14 protein-coding genes and 1 tRNA gene are annotated in these 15,935 nt (G+C 43.1%); 9 read left to right on the forward strand and 6 right to left on the reverse strand.

Annotated features, from left to right (window positions below; translation table 11 throughout):
- Positions 1-33: 33 nt before the first annotated feature.
- Together DC094_RS07660 and DC094_RS07665 are read right to left on the reverse strand one after the other, a co-directional pair.
- Positions 34-807, reverse strand: coding sequence for an ABC transporter permease (locus tag DC094_RS07660; protein WP_116686531.1), 774 nt, complete (start codon positions 805-807; stop codon positions 34-36).
- Positions 807-1,865, reverse strand: a complete 1,059-nt coding sequence (locus DC094_RS07665) for an ABC transporter ATP-binding protein (protein WP_116686532.1) — start codon at positions 1,863-1,865, stop codon at positions 807-809. Before DC094_RS07665 ends, DC094_RS07660 begins: the two co-directional genes overlap by 1 nt.
- 185 nt (positions 1,866-2,050) lie before the next feature.
- On the opposite strand from DC094_RS07665, the gene DC094_RS22575 reads away from it, so the two are divergent.
- Complete coding sequence (locus DC094_RS22575; protein ID WP_241503990.1) at positions 2,051-2,338, forward strand: winged helix-turn-helix transcriptional regulator; 288 nt, start codon at positions 2,051-2,053, stop codon at positions 2,336-2,338.
- Between the two features lie 233 nt (positions 2,339-2,571).
- On the opposite strand, the gene DC094_RS07675 is transcribed toward DC094_RS22575, so the two are convergent.
- A tRNA-Arg gene (locus DC094_RS07675) sits at positions 2,572-2,648 on the reverse strand.
- Positions 2,649-2,896: 248 nt separating this feature from the next.
- Between DC094_RS07675 and DC094_RS07680 the strand changes: the two genes are divergently transcribed.
- Positions 2,897-3,319 carry a c-type cytochrome gene (locus tag DC094_RS07680; RefSeq protein ID WP_116686533.1) on the forward strand — a complete coding sequence of 141 codons (423 nt, stop codon included), beginning with the start codon at positions 2,897-2,899 and terminating at the stop codon, positions 3,317-3,319.
- Between the two features lie 253 nt (positions 3,320-3,572).
- On the opposite strand, the gene crp is transcribed toward DC094_RS07680, so the two are convergent.
- Together crp and DC094_RS07690 are read right to left on the reverse strand one after the other, a co-directional pair.
- The gene (gene crp, locus DC094_RS07685; protein WP_170114591.1) at positions 3,573-4,223 is read right to left on the reverse strand and encodes a cAMP-activated global transcriptional regulator CRP; all 651 of its coding nucleotides are present in this window, start codon (positions 4,221-4,223) and stop codon (positions 3,573-3,575) included.
- A gap of 218 nt (positions 4,224-4,441) precedes the next feature.
- Positions 4,442-4,843, reverse strand: coding sequence for a flagellar basal body-associated FliL family protein (locus DC094_RS07690; protein ID WP_158527254.1), 402 nt, complete (start codon positions 4,841-4,843; stop codon positions 4,442-4,444).
- Positions 4,844-5,067: 224 nt separating this feature from the next.
- On the opposite strand from DC094_RS07690, the gene DC094_RS07695 reads away from it, so the two are divergent.
- From DC094_RS07695 to DC094_RS07725, 7 genes are all read left to right on the forward strand, one after another.
- A complete protein-coding gene (locus tag DC094_RS07695) occupies positions 5,068-5,655 on the forward strand; it encodes a chorismate--pyruvate lyase family protein (RefSeq protein WP_206605600.1) in 588 nt (195 codons plus the stop codon).
- Between the two features lie 42 nt (positions 5,656-5,697).
- Complete coding sequence (gene ubiA, locus DC094_RS07700; RefSeq protein WP_116686535.1) at positions 5,698-6,555, forward strand: 4-hydroxybenzoate octaprenyltransferase; 858 nt, start codon at positions 5,698-5,700, stop codon at positions 6,553-6,555.
- 39 nt (positions 6,556-6,594) lie between these two features.
- A complete protein-coding gene (locus DC094_RS07705) occupies positions 6,595-7,788 on the forward strand; it encodes a BaiN/RdsA family NAD(P)/FAD-dependent oxidoreductase (protein ID WP_116686536.1) in 1,194 nt (397 codons plus the stop codon).
- 161 nt (positions 7,789-7,949) lie between these two features.
- Positions 7,950-8,954, forward strand: coding sequence for an NAD(+) diphosphatase (gene nudC / locus DC094_RS07710; RefSeq protein WP_116686537.1), 1,005 nt, complete (start codon positions 7,950-7,952; stop codon positions 8,952-8,954).
- Positions 8,951-9,190, forward strand: coding sequence for a YheU family protein (locus DC094_RS07715; RefSeq protein WP_116686538.1), 240 nt, complete (start codon positions 8,951-8,953; stop codon positions 9,188-9,190). The genes nudC and DC094_RS07715 overlap by 4 nt, the downstream gene beginning before the upstream one ends.
- Positions 9,191-9,423: 233 nt before the next feature.
- The gene (locus DC094_RS07720; RefSeq protein ID WP_116686539.1) at positions 9,424-10,356 is read left to right on the forward strand and encodes a transporter substrate-binding domain-containing protein; all 933 of its coding nucleotides are present in this window, start codon (positions 9,424-9,426) and stop codon (positions 10,354-10,356) included.
- Between the two features lie 195 nt (positions 10,357-10,551).
- Entirely contained in the window at positions 10,552-13,503 is a 2,952-nt protein-coding gene (locus tag DC094_RS07725; protein WP_116686540.1) for a DEAD/DEAH box helicase, read from the forward strand.
- A 68-nt stretch (positions 13,504-13,571) separates the two neighbouring features.
- Here DC094_RS07725 and DC094_RS07730 read toward each other — a convergent pair whose 3' ends face one another.
- Positions 13,572-15,845 carry an FG-GAP-like repeat-containing protein gene (locus tag DC094_RS07730; RefSeq protein ID WP_116686541.1) on the reverse strand — a complete coding sequence of 758 codons (2,274 nt, stop codon included), beginning with the start codon at positions 15,843-15,845 and terminating at the stop codon, positions 13,572-13,574.
- Between the last annotated feature and the right edge of the window lie 90 nt (positions 15,846-15,935).

The following is a 15,935-nucleotide window of genomic DNA, read 5'->3' on the forward strand; positions in this document are numbered from 1 at the left end:
TGTCTAAGTTGAGCATCAATCAAAGCACTAAAACTAGCTTCGAATACCAATCCCACGATTCAGCATCCATAAACACAAGCAAAACATTAATACCGTCAGAAGCGCAATTAATGACAAAGCCAGATAAGCATTAATATCACTTACCCCTAAAATGCCAAATCGAAATGCATTGACGATATATAACATTGGATTGAAGTGCGATACGGTTTGCCAAAAATCCGGCAGCATCTTAATCGAATAGAACACGCCACCCAAGTAGGTTAGTGGCGTCAAAATGAAGGTCGGAACAATCGATATATCATCAAATTTGTTAGCAAAGGTGGCATTTACAAAGCCACCTAATGAAAACAACATCGATGTCAGCAATAACACCGAAAATGTAATCCCCAGATTATGCACTTGCAGGTCGGTAAAAAACATTGATACGCCGGTTACAATCAAACCAACCAACAAACCTCGAAAGCAACCACCGGCCATATAGCCCAATAAAATTAAGTAGGCTGGCATAGGAGAGACAATCAACTCTTCAATATGTTTACCAAACTTGGCACCAAAAAATGACGACACCACATTGGCATATGAGTTGGTTACTACCGACATCATAATCAAACCAGGCACAATATATTCGATATATGAAAAACCATCCATTTGACCAATTCTGCTGCCTATCAAATTGCCAAAAATGACAAAATACAGACTCATGGTAATCACTGGCGGCAACAAGGTTTGTGGCCATATCCTTGTAATTCGATCAATTTCCTTGCGTAACAAGGTTAAAAATGCAGTTAAATTATCTTTAGCATTCATCAGATTACTTCCTGCCCTTTACCAGAACCATTATCAGAAGTAACCGGCAATGATTCTGCAGCATATTGCTCAGCATCTAGCCCCACCGTGTTATCTACGCCCTTCTCTACCAATCGTACAAATAATTCTTCCAATCGATTTGCCTTGTTACGCATACTTAAAATTTCGACACCAGCACGATTCAATTGCTCAAACAGTGGATTCAATCCGTCTTGCTTTTGAATCTCAACTTCAATGCCATGATCTACTTCAGACCAATTAAAGCCTTTTAATTCAAAGTTATTAGGCAGCGGCGACTTGCAGTCGAGTAAAAATACTTCACTATTTAATTTCGAAAGCAGTGTTCTCATTGAAGTGTTTTCAATAATTTCACCCTTGTCGATAATCGCAATATTGCGACAGAGAGATTCTGCTTCTTCTAAGTAATGAGTGGTCAAAATAATTGTGACACCTTGAGCATTAATACTCTCAAGAAAGCTCCACATCGAACGGCGCAATTCAATATCGACACCTGCTGTTGGCTCATCGAGTATCAATAGCTTTGGTTCATGAACTAAAGCTCTAGCAATCATCAAGCGGCGTTTCATACCACCGGATAATGCTCTAGAAATATCATCGCGCTTTTCCCACAAACCCAGTTGACGTAAATATTTTTCAGCGTTTTTTAGTGCTTTTTTTCGTGGTAACCCATAATAACCAGCCTGGTTAGTGACGATATCGATCACTTTTTCAAACTGATTGAAGTTAAATTCCTGAGGCACTAAACCGAGGCATTTTTTTGCTTTGGACAATTCGCTATCGATGCTATGTCCAAAGATTGAAACGCTACCAGCACTTTTATTTACCAGCGAGCTAGTAATACCAATCGTGGTCGATTTACCCGCACCATTAGGTCCCAGCAAAGCAAAGAAATCCCCTTGGCGTACTACAAGGTCTAGCCCTCGCAAAGCAACAAAGCCATTGGAATAGGTTTTATGTAATCCAGAAATTGATAATGCAGCAATATCATCCTGGTTAATTTCGGTCTGGTTGGCAGAACCAGAAACAGCAACGGTCATAAGCACTCCTACAAGCAGAAGCGGAATTATACGCTGTGTAGTGACAATTGTTCATAGATTCGCTGATCCACACCTGAAAAGCATTATTGCAGATTTGCAAACAACAACGACAAACTGCTCAAAGCCATGTTTTATCATTAACCCTGTATCACACTCGACTAATGCCCCAAATTGAGGTTCAGTGAATGCCCAAACACGCTCAGCTTGGTAACTTTGATCGAAAGATCTTGCAGATAATGCAGCAATCCAACCGGACAACTTCAAATCAAATCAACTTATCTCCAGCCTCGGTTCAATGGCGAATTAAGCGACTACGTGATCAAAAAGCAATTACGGCGGATGTCTCGGCTATCAATCGAAAGATGATTGGTCACGAAGTGACCTTCATTGCTCAGGTCACTCTAGAGCGAGAGTGGGCAGATTTGATTGATTGCTTCAAAAAAGAAATGAAAGCTAATGCCTGTGTACAGTGATGTTATTGCGTCGCTGGCAGATCAGCTTTTATTCTAATTGTTACTGCAGCAAATATGGCTGGTTAGGAAGCCTTCACCCAAGAAGCCTTCTTTGGCGACACCAATATTAGAGGCTTTCAAACTAACGTAGTGATCGAACCGATCAAGGTAGGGCTGTCAGTACCGATTGATTTGCTGGAAGATTAGCAAAAAAAAATCGCTCTACCTCGAAAAGGTAAAGCGATTTTAGAATATGGTGCACCCGGCGCGATTCGAACGCGCGACCCTCGGCTTCGGAGGCCGATACTCTATCCAGCTGAGCTACGGGTGCAAGCGCGTACAGCAGTACGCGGGCGCTGATAATACTGATCCTGCCCTGTTCTGTCCAGTGAGCAGACCCTTACCTAAAAGATATTTACCGCTAACATATTCAAGCCCAGCTTTTTAATGGTTATACTCGCACCCCTCAAACTTGACGCCTGTCAAACGAAAAGGTCTGCGAACGGGGGAGATCCGCGTCGCAACTTACTGATTCACTCAAAGACCAGGCCGTGTGCCAAGTCATTAAAAGGTAGCGTGATGAAAGCCAGACTGCTGTATATCCTTGCCGGTTCCCTTGCTATTTCGACTGCGGCATTTGCCGATAACTATCGTGATATGTCTGAAGAAGCTATCAATGCTCGAATCAAGCCTGTGGGAGAAGTCTACATTGCAGGCGAAAGTGAGCCAGCAGCACCTGTAGTTGCAGCCCCCGCAGCCGCTCGTTCTGGTGATGCTGTCTATAACGCAAGTTGCTTTGCCTGTCACGGCACAGGCGTAGCGGGTGCACCTAAATTAGGTGATGTTGCAGCATGGGCTCCGCGCATTGAGAAAGGGCTTGAGACCCTGACAACCAATGCGATTAACGGTATCAATGCCATGCCGCCTCGCGGCACCTGCGCTGATTGTTCAGATGACGAGATTCTAGCGGCTATCGAGCATATGGTTTCTCAAAGCCAGTAAGTAAAAAAATAATTGTGTTCTGTGCAAGTTATTTGGGTAAATCGTCATTCCCGCTAGAAAGTGCATGGATGCACTCAGTAAAGCGAATCAGGAGCCAAAGTCGAGAATGGCTGAACCCAGAGATAGGGAAGTTAAGCTGAGTCCCTTCCTCTCAATACGGGATGACCGCACTCAGCAACAAACCTTGCAGAATAAAAAAACGCCGCGACTTCATTAGAAGCCGCGGCGTTTTTTTATTTACAGGACAATGCGGTTAACGAGTACCGAAAACCACGATCGTCTTGCCCTTTACTGAAATCAAACCTTCTTGTTCCAGTGCCTTGAGCATTCGGCCAGCTGTTTCACGAGTACAGCCAACAATCTTGCCCAACTCTTGACGGGTAATTGAAATTTGCATCCCATCGGGGTGTGTCATTGCATCGGGTTCTTTACATAAATCGAGCAAAGTACGTGCAATTTGACCGGCAATATCTAAAAACGCCAATCGCCCAACTTTTCTACTAGCATGGGTTAATCGCTTACTAACTTGAGCACCTAGGTAGAGCAACATATCTTTCTGCTCAGCTAACAACTGCCCTTCCAACAAATTATGTAAATGCTTGTAACTGATGGATGCGATCACACATGGACTACGAGTTCGAACAGTGACATTGCGCTCTTCATTTTCAATGAAAACACCTGTTTCACCTATGTACTCACCTGCATTGATATAAGTAAGAATAAGTTCATTGCCATCATCATCCTCCAACACTACTGCCACTGAGCCTTCTACCACATAAAACAAGGTGTCGGCTGAATCTCCTGGGCAGATAATATTGGTCTTGTTTGGATACTTACGCTGATGACAAAAGCTGAGAAACTTCTCCAGCCAGTATTCTTGCTGCTTGAATTGCAACTTTATCATTTTGATTCCGGTCCCGTTTTGCTTCTCTCTCCGGTGTCTGGCCATCCCCGGGGAGCTCCTGATGTCAGTTTAGTTATAAATCCTGACCTCTCAAATGAATATTCTGATGAGAGCATCAATATTTTTTGTTATAGCACCCCCGATTTTTTAAAAACGGGCATGAGATTGGGCTTTAGAGCGAATCAACTAGAAAGTTAGCCAAACATATTGATCGCAAATTATTGAATAATAAATCGAGTAAATAGAATTTCTTCTACTCCGTAAGCTAATCCAGTTTCTTTTGTAAGCAGCTGTCGAACTTCTGCCAACGCTTGCTTACGCAAAATTTCCTTGCTGCCGGATTGCCTTAGTACGTCTTCACTCTGACCAAAGAGAAAGAACGCCAACTGATTTCGAACTAATGGTTTGTTGTCATATACCGTTTGTCTGGCAATTTCTCCTCGAGTCATCAGCGTTACCTGAATCTGCAGGAAATGCAGTCTGCCATCACCACCCATGTAGTTAGTGGTAAACGGTTCGGTCAATTCAACATAATCAATCTGATCAGTACCCGATTGTTGAGCCGTGACAGGAAGCGCCAAAGCAATTAGCATTAAGAAAGTCAGCAGTTTTTGCAGCATGAAAACCTCTAGGGACATCACAATAAAATCTATCAGGAAAAACTTACCTGATCTCCGTTCAGTCGCAATTTTAAAACTGCATTAGCAGATAAAAATTTGCCCACCGAATCACAACTTCACAAAGGCTATTAACACGCAATCGCCCAACTATATCTCTTTCGGATCGCAGGAAAAGCTCAGGCGCGGTGTTATAATCGCCAAACCTTATCTGATTGAGAAAATTTGTGACGCTGAATTGCCCTTCGCTGCACCTTGGGCACAGCCCTGCTGACTGGCGAACTGCAGGTTGCTGGAGCCAGCAGCAACTCCCTGCTCCATTACGAAGCTGGTTGCTGGATAAAGGGTCATTAACCCGGAGACTACAAGCTTATTCTGCCTGTGGTTTTAAGGTAATTCTGCTCAGCCAGGCCTGGCAGGGCATACTACAAGATGAGCGGCAAATTCTTGATATTCCACCGCGAAAGCGGGCTATGGTTCGAGAAGTACTTCTATGTGATGGAGAAAAGCCTTTGGTATACGCCAGAAGCATTATTCCAGATGCAACTTTTCGCGGCCCTGGCCGTTTTTTAACCAGATTGGGGAGTCGACCTTTAGGTGAAAAATTATTTTCAGATCACTCGGTAATACGCGGCCCTCTATCAGTGACTCGGTGCGATTCACGGCACAAACAATTTTGGCAAGCATGCTCAGCTGCACCAATTGACTTATGGCCTTCAGAGCTTTGGGGGCGCCGCTCGGTATTTAAATTAAACAATCAGCCATTACTTGTCAGTGAATTTTTTCTACCTGAGTTATTAAAAAACCAGGCGTAAATCGATTTATTTATCGATGTATATCCAGGAGATTTAACAAAAGTGCTTGCAAAGCGAATTATTGCGTATGGTCAGTTAATGCGTTTAGATCGGCCAGTTGGCAGTTTACTTTTATTATGGCCAACTCTGTGGGCACTGTGGATTGCCGGTAATGGAATGCCAAAAGCCTCAGTAGTTGCGGTATTTATTGCAGGCGTATTTCTGATGCGCTCAGCGGGTTGCGTAATTAATGATTACGCCGACAGAAAAGTAGACGGCCATGTCGAACGGACCAAAAACCGACCACTTGCTAGTGGTAGAGTGACTGGTACTGAGGCCTTAGTTTTATTCGGTCTGCTTGGATTGTTGGCATTAATTTTAGTATTTACTCAAAATACGCTAACCATCATTATGGCTTTTGCTGGTGCTGTTTTTGCCACGGTTTATCCATTTTTAAAACGCTACACCAACTTGCCACAGCTTGGCCTTGGCATTGCTTTTAGTTGGAGTGTTCCTATGGCCTTTGCTGCAGAAACCGCCACCGTTCCAATGATTGCTTGGTTAGTCTTTGTGTTAAATCTTATCTGGACCATTGCCTACGACACTCAATATGCCATGGTCGATCGCCCTGACGATTTAAAAATTGGCATTAAATCTACTGCGATCCTCTTTGGTAATTATGACCGGTTAATTGTGGGTATTTTACAAGCATTAACCCTTGCTGGTTTTTGGTTACTTGGCTGGTTGGAAGGATACGGCATTTATTACAACAGCAGCCTATTGCTTGCCAGCACCATGGTGCTATGGCAACAATGGCTAACCCGTCATTGTGAACCCGCTGACTGCTTTCGAGCATTTTTGAATAATAGCTGGCTTGGCGGTGTTATTTTCTGTGGCTTGATGCTGCAATATCTCGCTTGATTTTAAAAGATTAAAGTTTTAGTTATTAGTGAATAAATAATGGTCAATAAAAAACAGATGTACGATGTGATAGTAATTGGCGCAGGCGCAGCAGGTATGATGTGTGCTGCTACAGCAGCAGAACGCGGCAAAAAAGTTTTAATGATTGAACAATCAAAAAAACCTGGCCGAAAAATATTAATGTCCGGCGGGGGGCGTTGTAATTTTACTAACTTGTATACCACCCATGAAAATTTCCTCTGCTCTAACCCACACTTTGTTAAATCTGCATTATCACAATTTAATCAATGGGATTTTCAAGCGTTAGTGATTGAAGCAGGAATCAATTGGCACGAACGCGAGCATGGCCAATTGTTTTGCGACGATACCGCAGCAGATATCGTCAAACTATTGCTAGACCGTTGTGATAAAAGCGGTGTTGAACTGCTCAAAAACTGCACGCTAGAAAATGTCTCCGGCCAGCAACCTTTTGTACTTGATACCAACCAAGGTCAGCTAAATGCAAAATCGGTGGTAATTGCTACCGGCGGTTTAACTGTCCCCAGCATGGATTCAACTGATATCGGCCATCGTATTTTCCGCCAATACGGCCATAAAGTTATTCCACTGCGCCCGGCACTGGTTCCCTTTATTCTGCAAGAAGTTTCCAACGGCCCATTAAAAATCTTGGCCGGCATTAGCTTGCCAGTAGCGATTAGCTGCAATAAAAAAAGCTTTTCAGAAGCTCTGCTATTTACCCATAAAGGTATTAGTGGCCCTTCAGTACTGCAGATATCTAACTATTGGAACAAAGGAGATAGTATTTCCATTGATTTATTACCAGACGAAAATGCTGCCGATTGGCTAATGAATGCCAGAGAAACCCACCCTAACCGGATGATCTCCACTCAACTGGCCAAGCAATTTCCCAAGCGATTAGTCGAAGCATTAATGCCGCTGTGGAAAATCAGCGATGGGCCACTAGGGCAAATGAAAAAGCAGCTACAACAGCAATTAATTGATTGCCTGCAAAGCTGGGAATTAACGCCTACTGGCACCGAGGGCTACCGCACCGCAGAAGTCACCATTGGTGGTGTCGATACCGACGGCTTCTCTTCAAAAACCATGCAAAGCAAAAAAGCTCCCGGATTATACGTGGTTGGTGAAGTACTCGATGTCACCGGTCACCTTGGTGGGTTCAATTTTCAATGGGCCTGGAGTAGCGGCTATGCGGCGGGCATGGCGATCAAATAATGGTTCGCTCGAAACAAAAGTAATCCAAGCGACTTCTTTTTCTACCATGCAATGTTCATAGATATTTTCTGGTTCAGTCTTTAGATAAAAATTCTGATATAACAGACCTATCTTTTGCTGTTGCATAGCAAGTGCAGCCCATTTCAGGGGATAGATTCACGATGAACCAAGCCAATTTTTTTTCTCGTGTTTCACTCGATCGTACTGGAGAGAAACGCCATAACCAGCAATGGCTGGTCAAAAAATTACTCGATGAGAAAAGCCTCTTCTATTTATGCCACGGTGAACAATGGCTCGGCATACCTGAAAAAGGTTTGGTTGCCTGCTTTCATCAGCAAGTAGCTAAATTACTTAAGCATTTAGATAGCTGGGTATTTCTAGGCACCGTTCCTTGTAGCTCTGAAACAGACTGCTGCCAAGAAGGCGCGCTGAGCAAAGGGGAAATTGCAGAGTTTGCGTTAGACATTTCACATTTAGACCTAAGCGACAGTGAACTGGAAAAACTACCGGGAGAGTGGTGTTATCCCAGAGAGCTAGCTATGGTCAGCAGCGAACGCCAGGGCAGTTTGCTGGCAATGGCGTCCACGCTTTTACATTGGCACAGACGGCATCAATTTTGTGGCTGTTGCGGCAACAAAACAACGCTTGAAGCCGGTGGCCATGAAATCCTCTGTAGCAATTTGGACTGCCAACACAAAACCTATCCCAGAATTGATCCATCGGTAATTATGTTGGTGCATGATCAAACCAGTTGCTTACTTGGTAGACAAGAACAATGGCAAGCAGGTAGGTTTTCGACCTTAGCAGGTTATGTAGAGCCAGCAGAAAGTCTAGAGCAAGCGGTTGCTAGAGAGGTGATGGAAGAATCTGGAATAAAAATCATCGATCCGATTTATCATTCTTCTCAACCTTGGCCATTTCCTAATTCTTTGATGCTCGCCTTTACCGCTACACCGGTTAGCAGGGATATTACTTTGCATGATCAGGAATTAGCAGAAGCTCGCTGGTTCACCCGCCAAGAAATCGTCGATCAATTAAACAGCGGTGAATTAAAATTGCCGCCCACCATAGCAGTAGCCCGCCAGCTTATCGAAGATTGGTTTAATCAAGGCTGGGATACTTCTCTTTCAAATATTATCCAATCGGTAGAAGCTGAAAAATCATGATTCAGATACCTTTGTCACAGATTCCAAAGGAAAATTTATCCAGAATGCTAGAAGAATTTGTCACGCGCAACGGGACAGATTATGGTATGCAAGAATGGTCACTTATGCAAAAAGTACAGCAAATTGAACACCAGCTACAAACTGGCCTTGCTGGTATCGTTTTTGACCAAGAAAGCGGCGAAGTTGATATATGGCCAGCGGAACGAATTCCAGCTGAATGGAAGCTGGCTGATTGAGCAATCTACCAAGTAAAATGTAAATTCTAAAAATCAGTAGAATTAAGCTTGCTCGATTAAGAAGTGGCGACTAGTTTTAAAAGTCGCTACTCAGTGTGTTTTATACGAATATTGCTTGAGCGGTATTAAATCTGATGTGCTCATGACGTCAGACAGCAGTAATTCCAGCTTGATCAGTTGCTATTGAGTACTTTTGTAGCGATACAAAAATAATAATTAAAAGAATAACAATAATGAAACTAAAAAATTTCGCTGTTGTTGGCTTATTTTTCGGCATGTCGCTTGGGGTTCTGCTGTCACCTCAACCTGCCATTGCTGGCCAACCCATCATGATCAACAATCCAAGCGATGCTGCTTGTTGGTATAGCGATACTGCTGAAAAAATATTACGACTGGCACTGGAAAAAAGCATCAGTGAATACGGCGAACCTAACATCCAATACACCCGGGTTTCCTTACCTTTGTCTCGGGCAATGCTTGAGCTGCAATTTAGTGACAAGCTAGATATTCAGGCAGCTCCAGCTGCAGACCAATGGCCTGCTAGTAGCATCCCGATTCCTATCCCGGTATTTCAAGGGCTCTCTGGCTATCAAAAAATCTATCGCAACAACATTGGTCCTTCTCTGTCGTGGGTGGATCGTGCTGAACAATTACGTTTAAAAACTACCGCCATGCAAAGTGGTTGTGGAAAATTACTCGGCGATTTATTGGTCAGAAATGGGCTAAAAGTGCGGCGAGTTTCTGCTGGTGCTTCACTCAAATCAATGGTTGAGCTACAAAGAGTAGATTTAGTTGTCAGCCCTGCCATTGTTCCAGCTATGACTACAAAAGTAGATATAACCCATACATCGCAGGTGATTGCCGACCCTAAAATTATGCTTTATCTGCCTATGCCCATTTATTTTTATGTCAGCCAAGAAAAACCTGAACTAGCTAAACGTGTCGCACTAGGCATGCAGCGAGCATTGCAAGATGGATCAATGGATCGATTATTATCGCCATTACGCCAACAAATCATTAAAGATTTAAATGGCCGAAGATTGATTTCCATGAAGAATATAAATGCACCTGAAAACTTACAAATAACTGGTTCTGCGCTACCCGGCTTAAAACCAGAAAAAAGCCAAAGCGGATATTCACAATATGCGCACTATGACAAAATGTAATTAAATTTTTTAATCTAAAATAAATAAATTTGTAATCGACTTATCTGACTAAAGAAATTTTAACACTAAAAATTTCAACAGATTTCTAACTATACGGCCCGCCAAACCATTATTAGAAGATAAAACAGACCCACGACGATCTCATTGATTTCTGCTACTCTGCTGCCTTTGCTTTAGCCAGTCAATTACCTGTTTATGAAGCCTTCAATACTTGATTCCGACCTCACTCGCTACGCCGGTAAGCCCCGGTTAGATCACGCTCGCCGTGAAGCCCCTAATCTAACAATTCAACTAGATGAGTGGGATGATGAAGAACAGCTTATGCTGTCGGAAGTGGTCGAGAAGGGACAAACTTTTGAACAGGATATCCGTTTTATCAAGGTTCCAGACGGCTGGCATTTTGAAGCAGAGTGCAGTTGCCCAATAGAGGTTAAATGCCTGCACATTGTGGCGGCCATTCTCGCTTTTTCCGGTGATAGCAAACCAGCACCAGTGACTAGCTCAGCAGCCGAGCCATCAACACCAGAAACTGCCATCGTAGAAAAGCCTGCACCGACCATGCAGCTTAAGGCTAGGCCGAGCGAAGTCGAACCTGATTGGGTAGCGCTATGGAAGCAAAATCTTCAACAACGTAAGCCAGATGGCGGGCTAGATAACCAGCCCAGAACCGCAGAATCAATTGTTTATATCTTGCACCAGCAGCGAGACCGAAACGGACGCAGCCTAGAATTTAAATGTTATAGCGCCAAAAGAATGAAAGCAGGTGGCTTCGGCAAGCCACGTCCATTCGATTTAAGCTCGATTATTGCTCGACCCAACCATATGGCAACGCCATTAGATTATCGAATTGCCCGCTGTGCATTATTACTCGATAAGAATATGACCATCGCAGGCCATCAAGGCCGCGAGCTGATTCGGCTGATGTTATTAAGCCAGCGGTTACATTTGGAAAACCCGCTCAATCCCTGCTTACAGCAAGGCGGCTCAATTATCGGCAAGCTGGCATGGCAAACCAACCCCCAGGGAAAAGTCGCGCTAGTTCCTGAGCACAAACCTGCTAGTTTTGTGTTGCCGACTGAACCACCGATTTATATCGACCAGCAAAATTTAACCTGCGGAGAAATGATCTCAGCACCCGGTTCAGCTGAAGCAGAACAATTGGAAGGTGATTTAATTGCGCTATTAACTAATTTACCGCCAGTTCCAGCTAGCCATCAGCCAGCATTAGAAAAAATGCTGCAATCACAATTAGCTGAAAAATATTCTCGCTTATTTTCTAAGCAGCAAGCATCGCGCAAGAAAATCGACCGGATTCAATTTCAGTTATTCGATGGTGATGACGCTGCTCCGAACACTTTTGATTTAGCATTAATTGCAGAGTTAGATGGACAACAACAAGATTTATTGCCAGCGATTCAGTCATGGATTGAAAATGAAGAAGTCAACGGCCAACCACTTGTGCTGGATATGGGGCAAGGCAATCTGGCAGAAATTGCACTGGATATGGTTGAGCCGTTAGCCGCAACGCTAGTCGAGCTGTACAGTCGAAATGGCGACTACTCGACCACCAACCGGCTTTCGATGGATTCCCGTGATGCGGGCCGACTCGCCGATTTACAAAATCTGGCGCAGCAAAATAACCTGGCAATTGATTTACCTGAAAATCATTCAATGTTTGATTTAGCAAACAAATTGAAAGATTTTACAAAAATCCAGCCGACCAAAAAACCTAAAGGTTTATTAGCAGATTTACGTGATTATCAGCAGCAAGGTTTAAACTGGCTACAGTTTATCCGACAAAATGGGTTTTGCGCTATTTTGGCTGACGATATGGGCTTAGGTAAAACCTTACAAACCCTATCACACTTACTCATAGAACATTGGGCTAAACGATTAAAGCAACCTGCATTAATTGTTGCACCCGCCAGTTTGTTACAAAACTGGAAGCGAGAAGCTGAAAAATTTAGTCCTGATTTATCAGTGTTAGTCTGGCATGGCGCGAATCGTGAAAAACAACGACAAAAATTAAAATCTCAACAAATCATTGTCACCACCTACGCCACCCTTACTCGCGATATCGATAGCTTCTCAGCAGAGCAATTTAGCTGGCTAATTCTTGATGAAGCACAGAACATTAGAAACCCTGACGCTCAAATGACACGAGCGATTAAATCATTAGGAATTAAAAATAAACTTTGTTTGACCGGCACTCCAATGGAAAACCATTTAGGTGAATTATGGAGTTTATTCGACTTCTTAATGCCTGGCTTTTTATATTCCAGAACACAGTTTGATCAGTTGTATCGTCAACCGATCGAGAAAGCCGCCGATCAAGTTCGATTCAACGCTCTGACTAAACGAATTGCACCTTTTATGCTGCGTCGTACCAAGCAACAGGTAGCAACAGAGCTTCCACCAAAAACAGAAATATTGCGCTCGGTTCCTTTAGAGCCAGAACAGCAGAAACTCTATTCGGCATTACGCGCCAGTACCGAAAAGCAAGTAGGCGAATTGCTACAAAGCCTTGGCTTAGGCCGTAGTAAAATTCAAGTGTTAGATGCCTTAATGAAACTGCGCCAAGTTTGCTGCGACCCTAGATTATTAAAAAATGCTGCAGTCACTACCAGCCAATCTGCCAAGATGACCATGCTATTAGAAATGCTGGATGAAATGCTAGCGGAGGGACGCAAAGTTCTACTGTTTTCCCAGTTCACATCAATGCTTGATTTAATCGAACAAGCACTAGAAGCACGCAAAATTCGCATGTGTAAACTAACCGGTGCCACCCGTGACCGACAGGGCCAAGTAGATAAATTCCAAAATGGTGAAGCAGAAGTATTCTTGATCAGCCTAAAAGCCGGTGGTACAGGATTAAACCTAATTGCCGCTGATACGGTAATTCATTACGATCCATGGTGGAACCCAGCGGCAGAAGCACAAGCCACCGACCGAGCCTATCGAATTGGCCAAGACAAACCGGTGTTTGTTTATAAGTTGATTACCGAAGGTACAGTAGAAGAACGGATTGTTGCACTTCAACAACAAAAGCAGCAACTGGCAGAAGGCGTACTGGCCGGCGGTGAATTAGCCGCTAAAGGCTTGGCAGGCAGCCTTGATCAACAAACCATCCAAGACTTACTTGCTTAAATTAGATCCAATTAAAAAGGCTTCAGTATTGCTACAGAAGCCTTTTTAACCAACTTATTTTAAAAATATCAATCTTTCTGTGAACGCTGTTGGTAAATTTTAAACCAAACAAAGACTCCAAAAATAAAAATAAATAGCAACATCATATTTCCTCCACCTGAACTGGTATGTGCGTCAACCTGCGTGTTTTCATCAGGATTTAGAGGCAACGGTGTTCCTTGTGGATTGATAAAACTAGACAAACCGTCAGCTTCTGTTGATGCTGCGATAATATCGGGATACCCATCAGCATTGATATCTGCAACGGTGAACTTGCTTTTTTCAGGTAATAAAAAAGCGAAATCACTAAATGCTAAAGAACCAGAATTATTAGTAAATACAAACGCCATATCTTCGGTTGTTGAAATGATTATATCGCTGTCAGTATCGGTATCAAAATCTGCTATTTCAATACCGGTGATTGGTTGAGTTTCAATCATCAAACTCGGTGTTGCGGCCAACCAAGGGTTAGCACCGACATTAGTAAATAGATTAATGCGGCCAGACTGATGAATATCAGCAGAATCAGAATCTAGCCCATGAATCGGATCAGTAGTGGCACTTGTAATAATTAGATCTGAATAAATATCACCATTCAGATTTGCAGCAATTGCAAACTGGTCAATTCCCGATGCATTTAATGTCAAAGGCTCTGCTGCCAAAGATGTTAAAGCATTGCTATTTCCATTATTAAACAACACTTCTGGCGTATCAAAACGACGTGGGAAAACAGCGTCAATTTGATTGTCATTATTAAAATCAGCTAAGGCGACTGAATAACTATCTAGTTGAGAAGTTATGGTCGATGAGGCTGCTTGCAATACACCGTTCTGATTTTCGAAAATAACCCCTCGAGCAAAAAAACCTGCAGCGGTTACTAATTCAGGATAATTGTCATTATTTAAATCAGCCAATTGAGCATTTCGAATCGTATTCGATATTGCGACCCCGACGCCCCACTCTGCAATTGAGCTTTGCAAAATATAGCGATTATTCTGTCGCTGATATTGTTGAACAGCACCATCATCAGCAACCAATAATATTTCAGCAATATCATCATTATTCAGATCGCCAACAACAATTTTTTGAGTTTTTTGATAGCCAGCCAGAGGTTCTCCCTGCGTCAAAATGCCCTGCCCATTATTGATATACCAAGTTGCTTGCCCGAAACCTTCAGGTGCCACAAGAATATCTAGGTCACCATCCCCATCGGCATCCGCACTAGCAATACTCGATGCCGCTGTTCGGGTAATTTGTTGCGAAGCAGTCTGTGCTGCAGCCGCAATCACATGAATTATTTTTTGGTTTTGATTGTTACTAGAAAGCGCTTCTCCTGAAACATTTGGGATCACCAGAGAGCTTTCAATCGGACCCGTTGAAGCAGGTGTTATTGTGATCGTTACCGGATCTGAACCAAGCGTCTCGGCAGGCGTACAGCGAATAGTTACTTGACCAGACTGTTGCCAAATGTGATCAGGAAGAACGGGGAGACAACCACCTGCAATACTAGTGATACTAAAATCACCTTTAAGCGTAATTTGTAATTGCTGGGTAGTCACGCTAGTAGATCCGTACAATTCACTTTGCGGATATTGATAACTTAAGCGAACAGGTTGGCCGCTTGCTGCATAGGCTGGAACAGTTTGGATAGCAATTCGATCTGCTACTGCGCCATGACTATCTACATAAAATGGATAATTCCTACCAATCCCTAAAGAGCCGTCCAGAAATAATACATTTCCTCTATGTCGACCCACTGAATTGTTGGTAAATGTCAACTCATAACCAGACACTGAAGAAGTAGAAAAACCATCTATCGCTTGGAATATTAGTGGTCTCGGGTTTTCTCCATCAGCATCATTTGCCGCAAGGATATAGCTTGCTTCAACATTTTGCTGTGTAATGAATACTGGCAATGATTCCGTCAAAATAACCGGGTCATCGACGGCATTTACAGTAACCTGAACTGTACCATTACCAGTATTCCCGCTTGAGTCTGAAATTTGATAGGTCAGCGTATCATTGCCATTAAAATTTTGATTCGCTTGGTAAACGATCTTCCCATTCTCGATAGCAGCGTAGCCACTACCCGGTGCATCTAAAATAGAGAGAGTTGCTGTTATCAGTGATGAGCCAGCTTGTGGCACATCATTCTCTAACACGTCTAGAATTGCGGGCGTATCTTCAAAGACTATAACTTGATCTGCAGTAACTGATATTGCATAGCTATGGGTTGATGCTGCAGCTAAAAGCAGCACTAACAACTTGGTAGTACTGATGTTTTTTGAAAAAAACTGAAACATACCGATTTCCTGAAATATTGTTAAATTTTGAGCCTTGATAGATAAGCTAGCTCAGTTTATCCAGGAAGATGGCATTAGATTTTGTATTTG

The organism is Pelagibaculum spongiae (genome assembly GCF_003097315.1).
GTDB classification, from domain to species: domain Bacteria; phylum Pseudomonadota; class Gammaproteobacteria; order Enterobacterales; family Pelagibaculaceae; genus Pelagibaculum; species Pelagibaculum spongiae.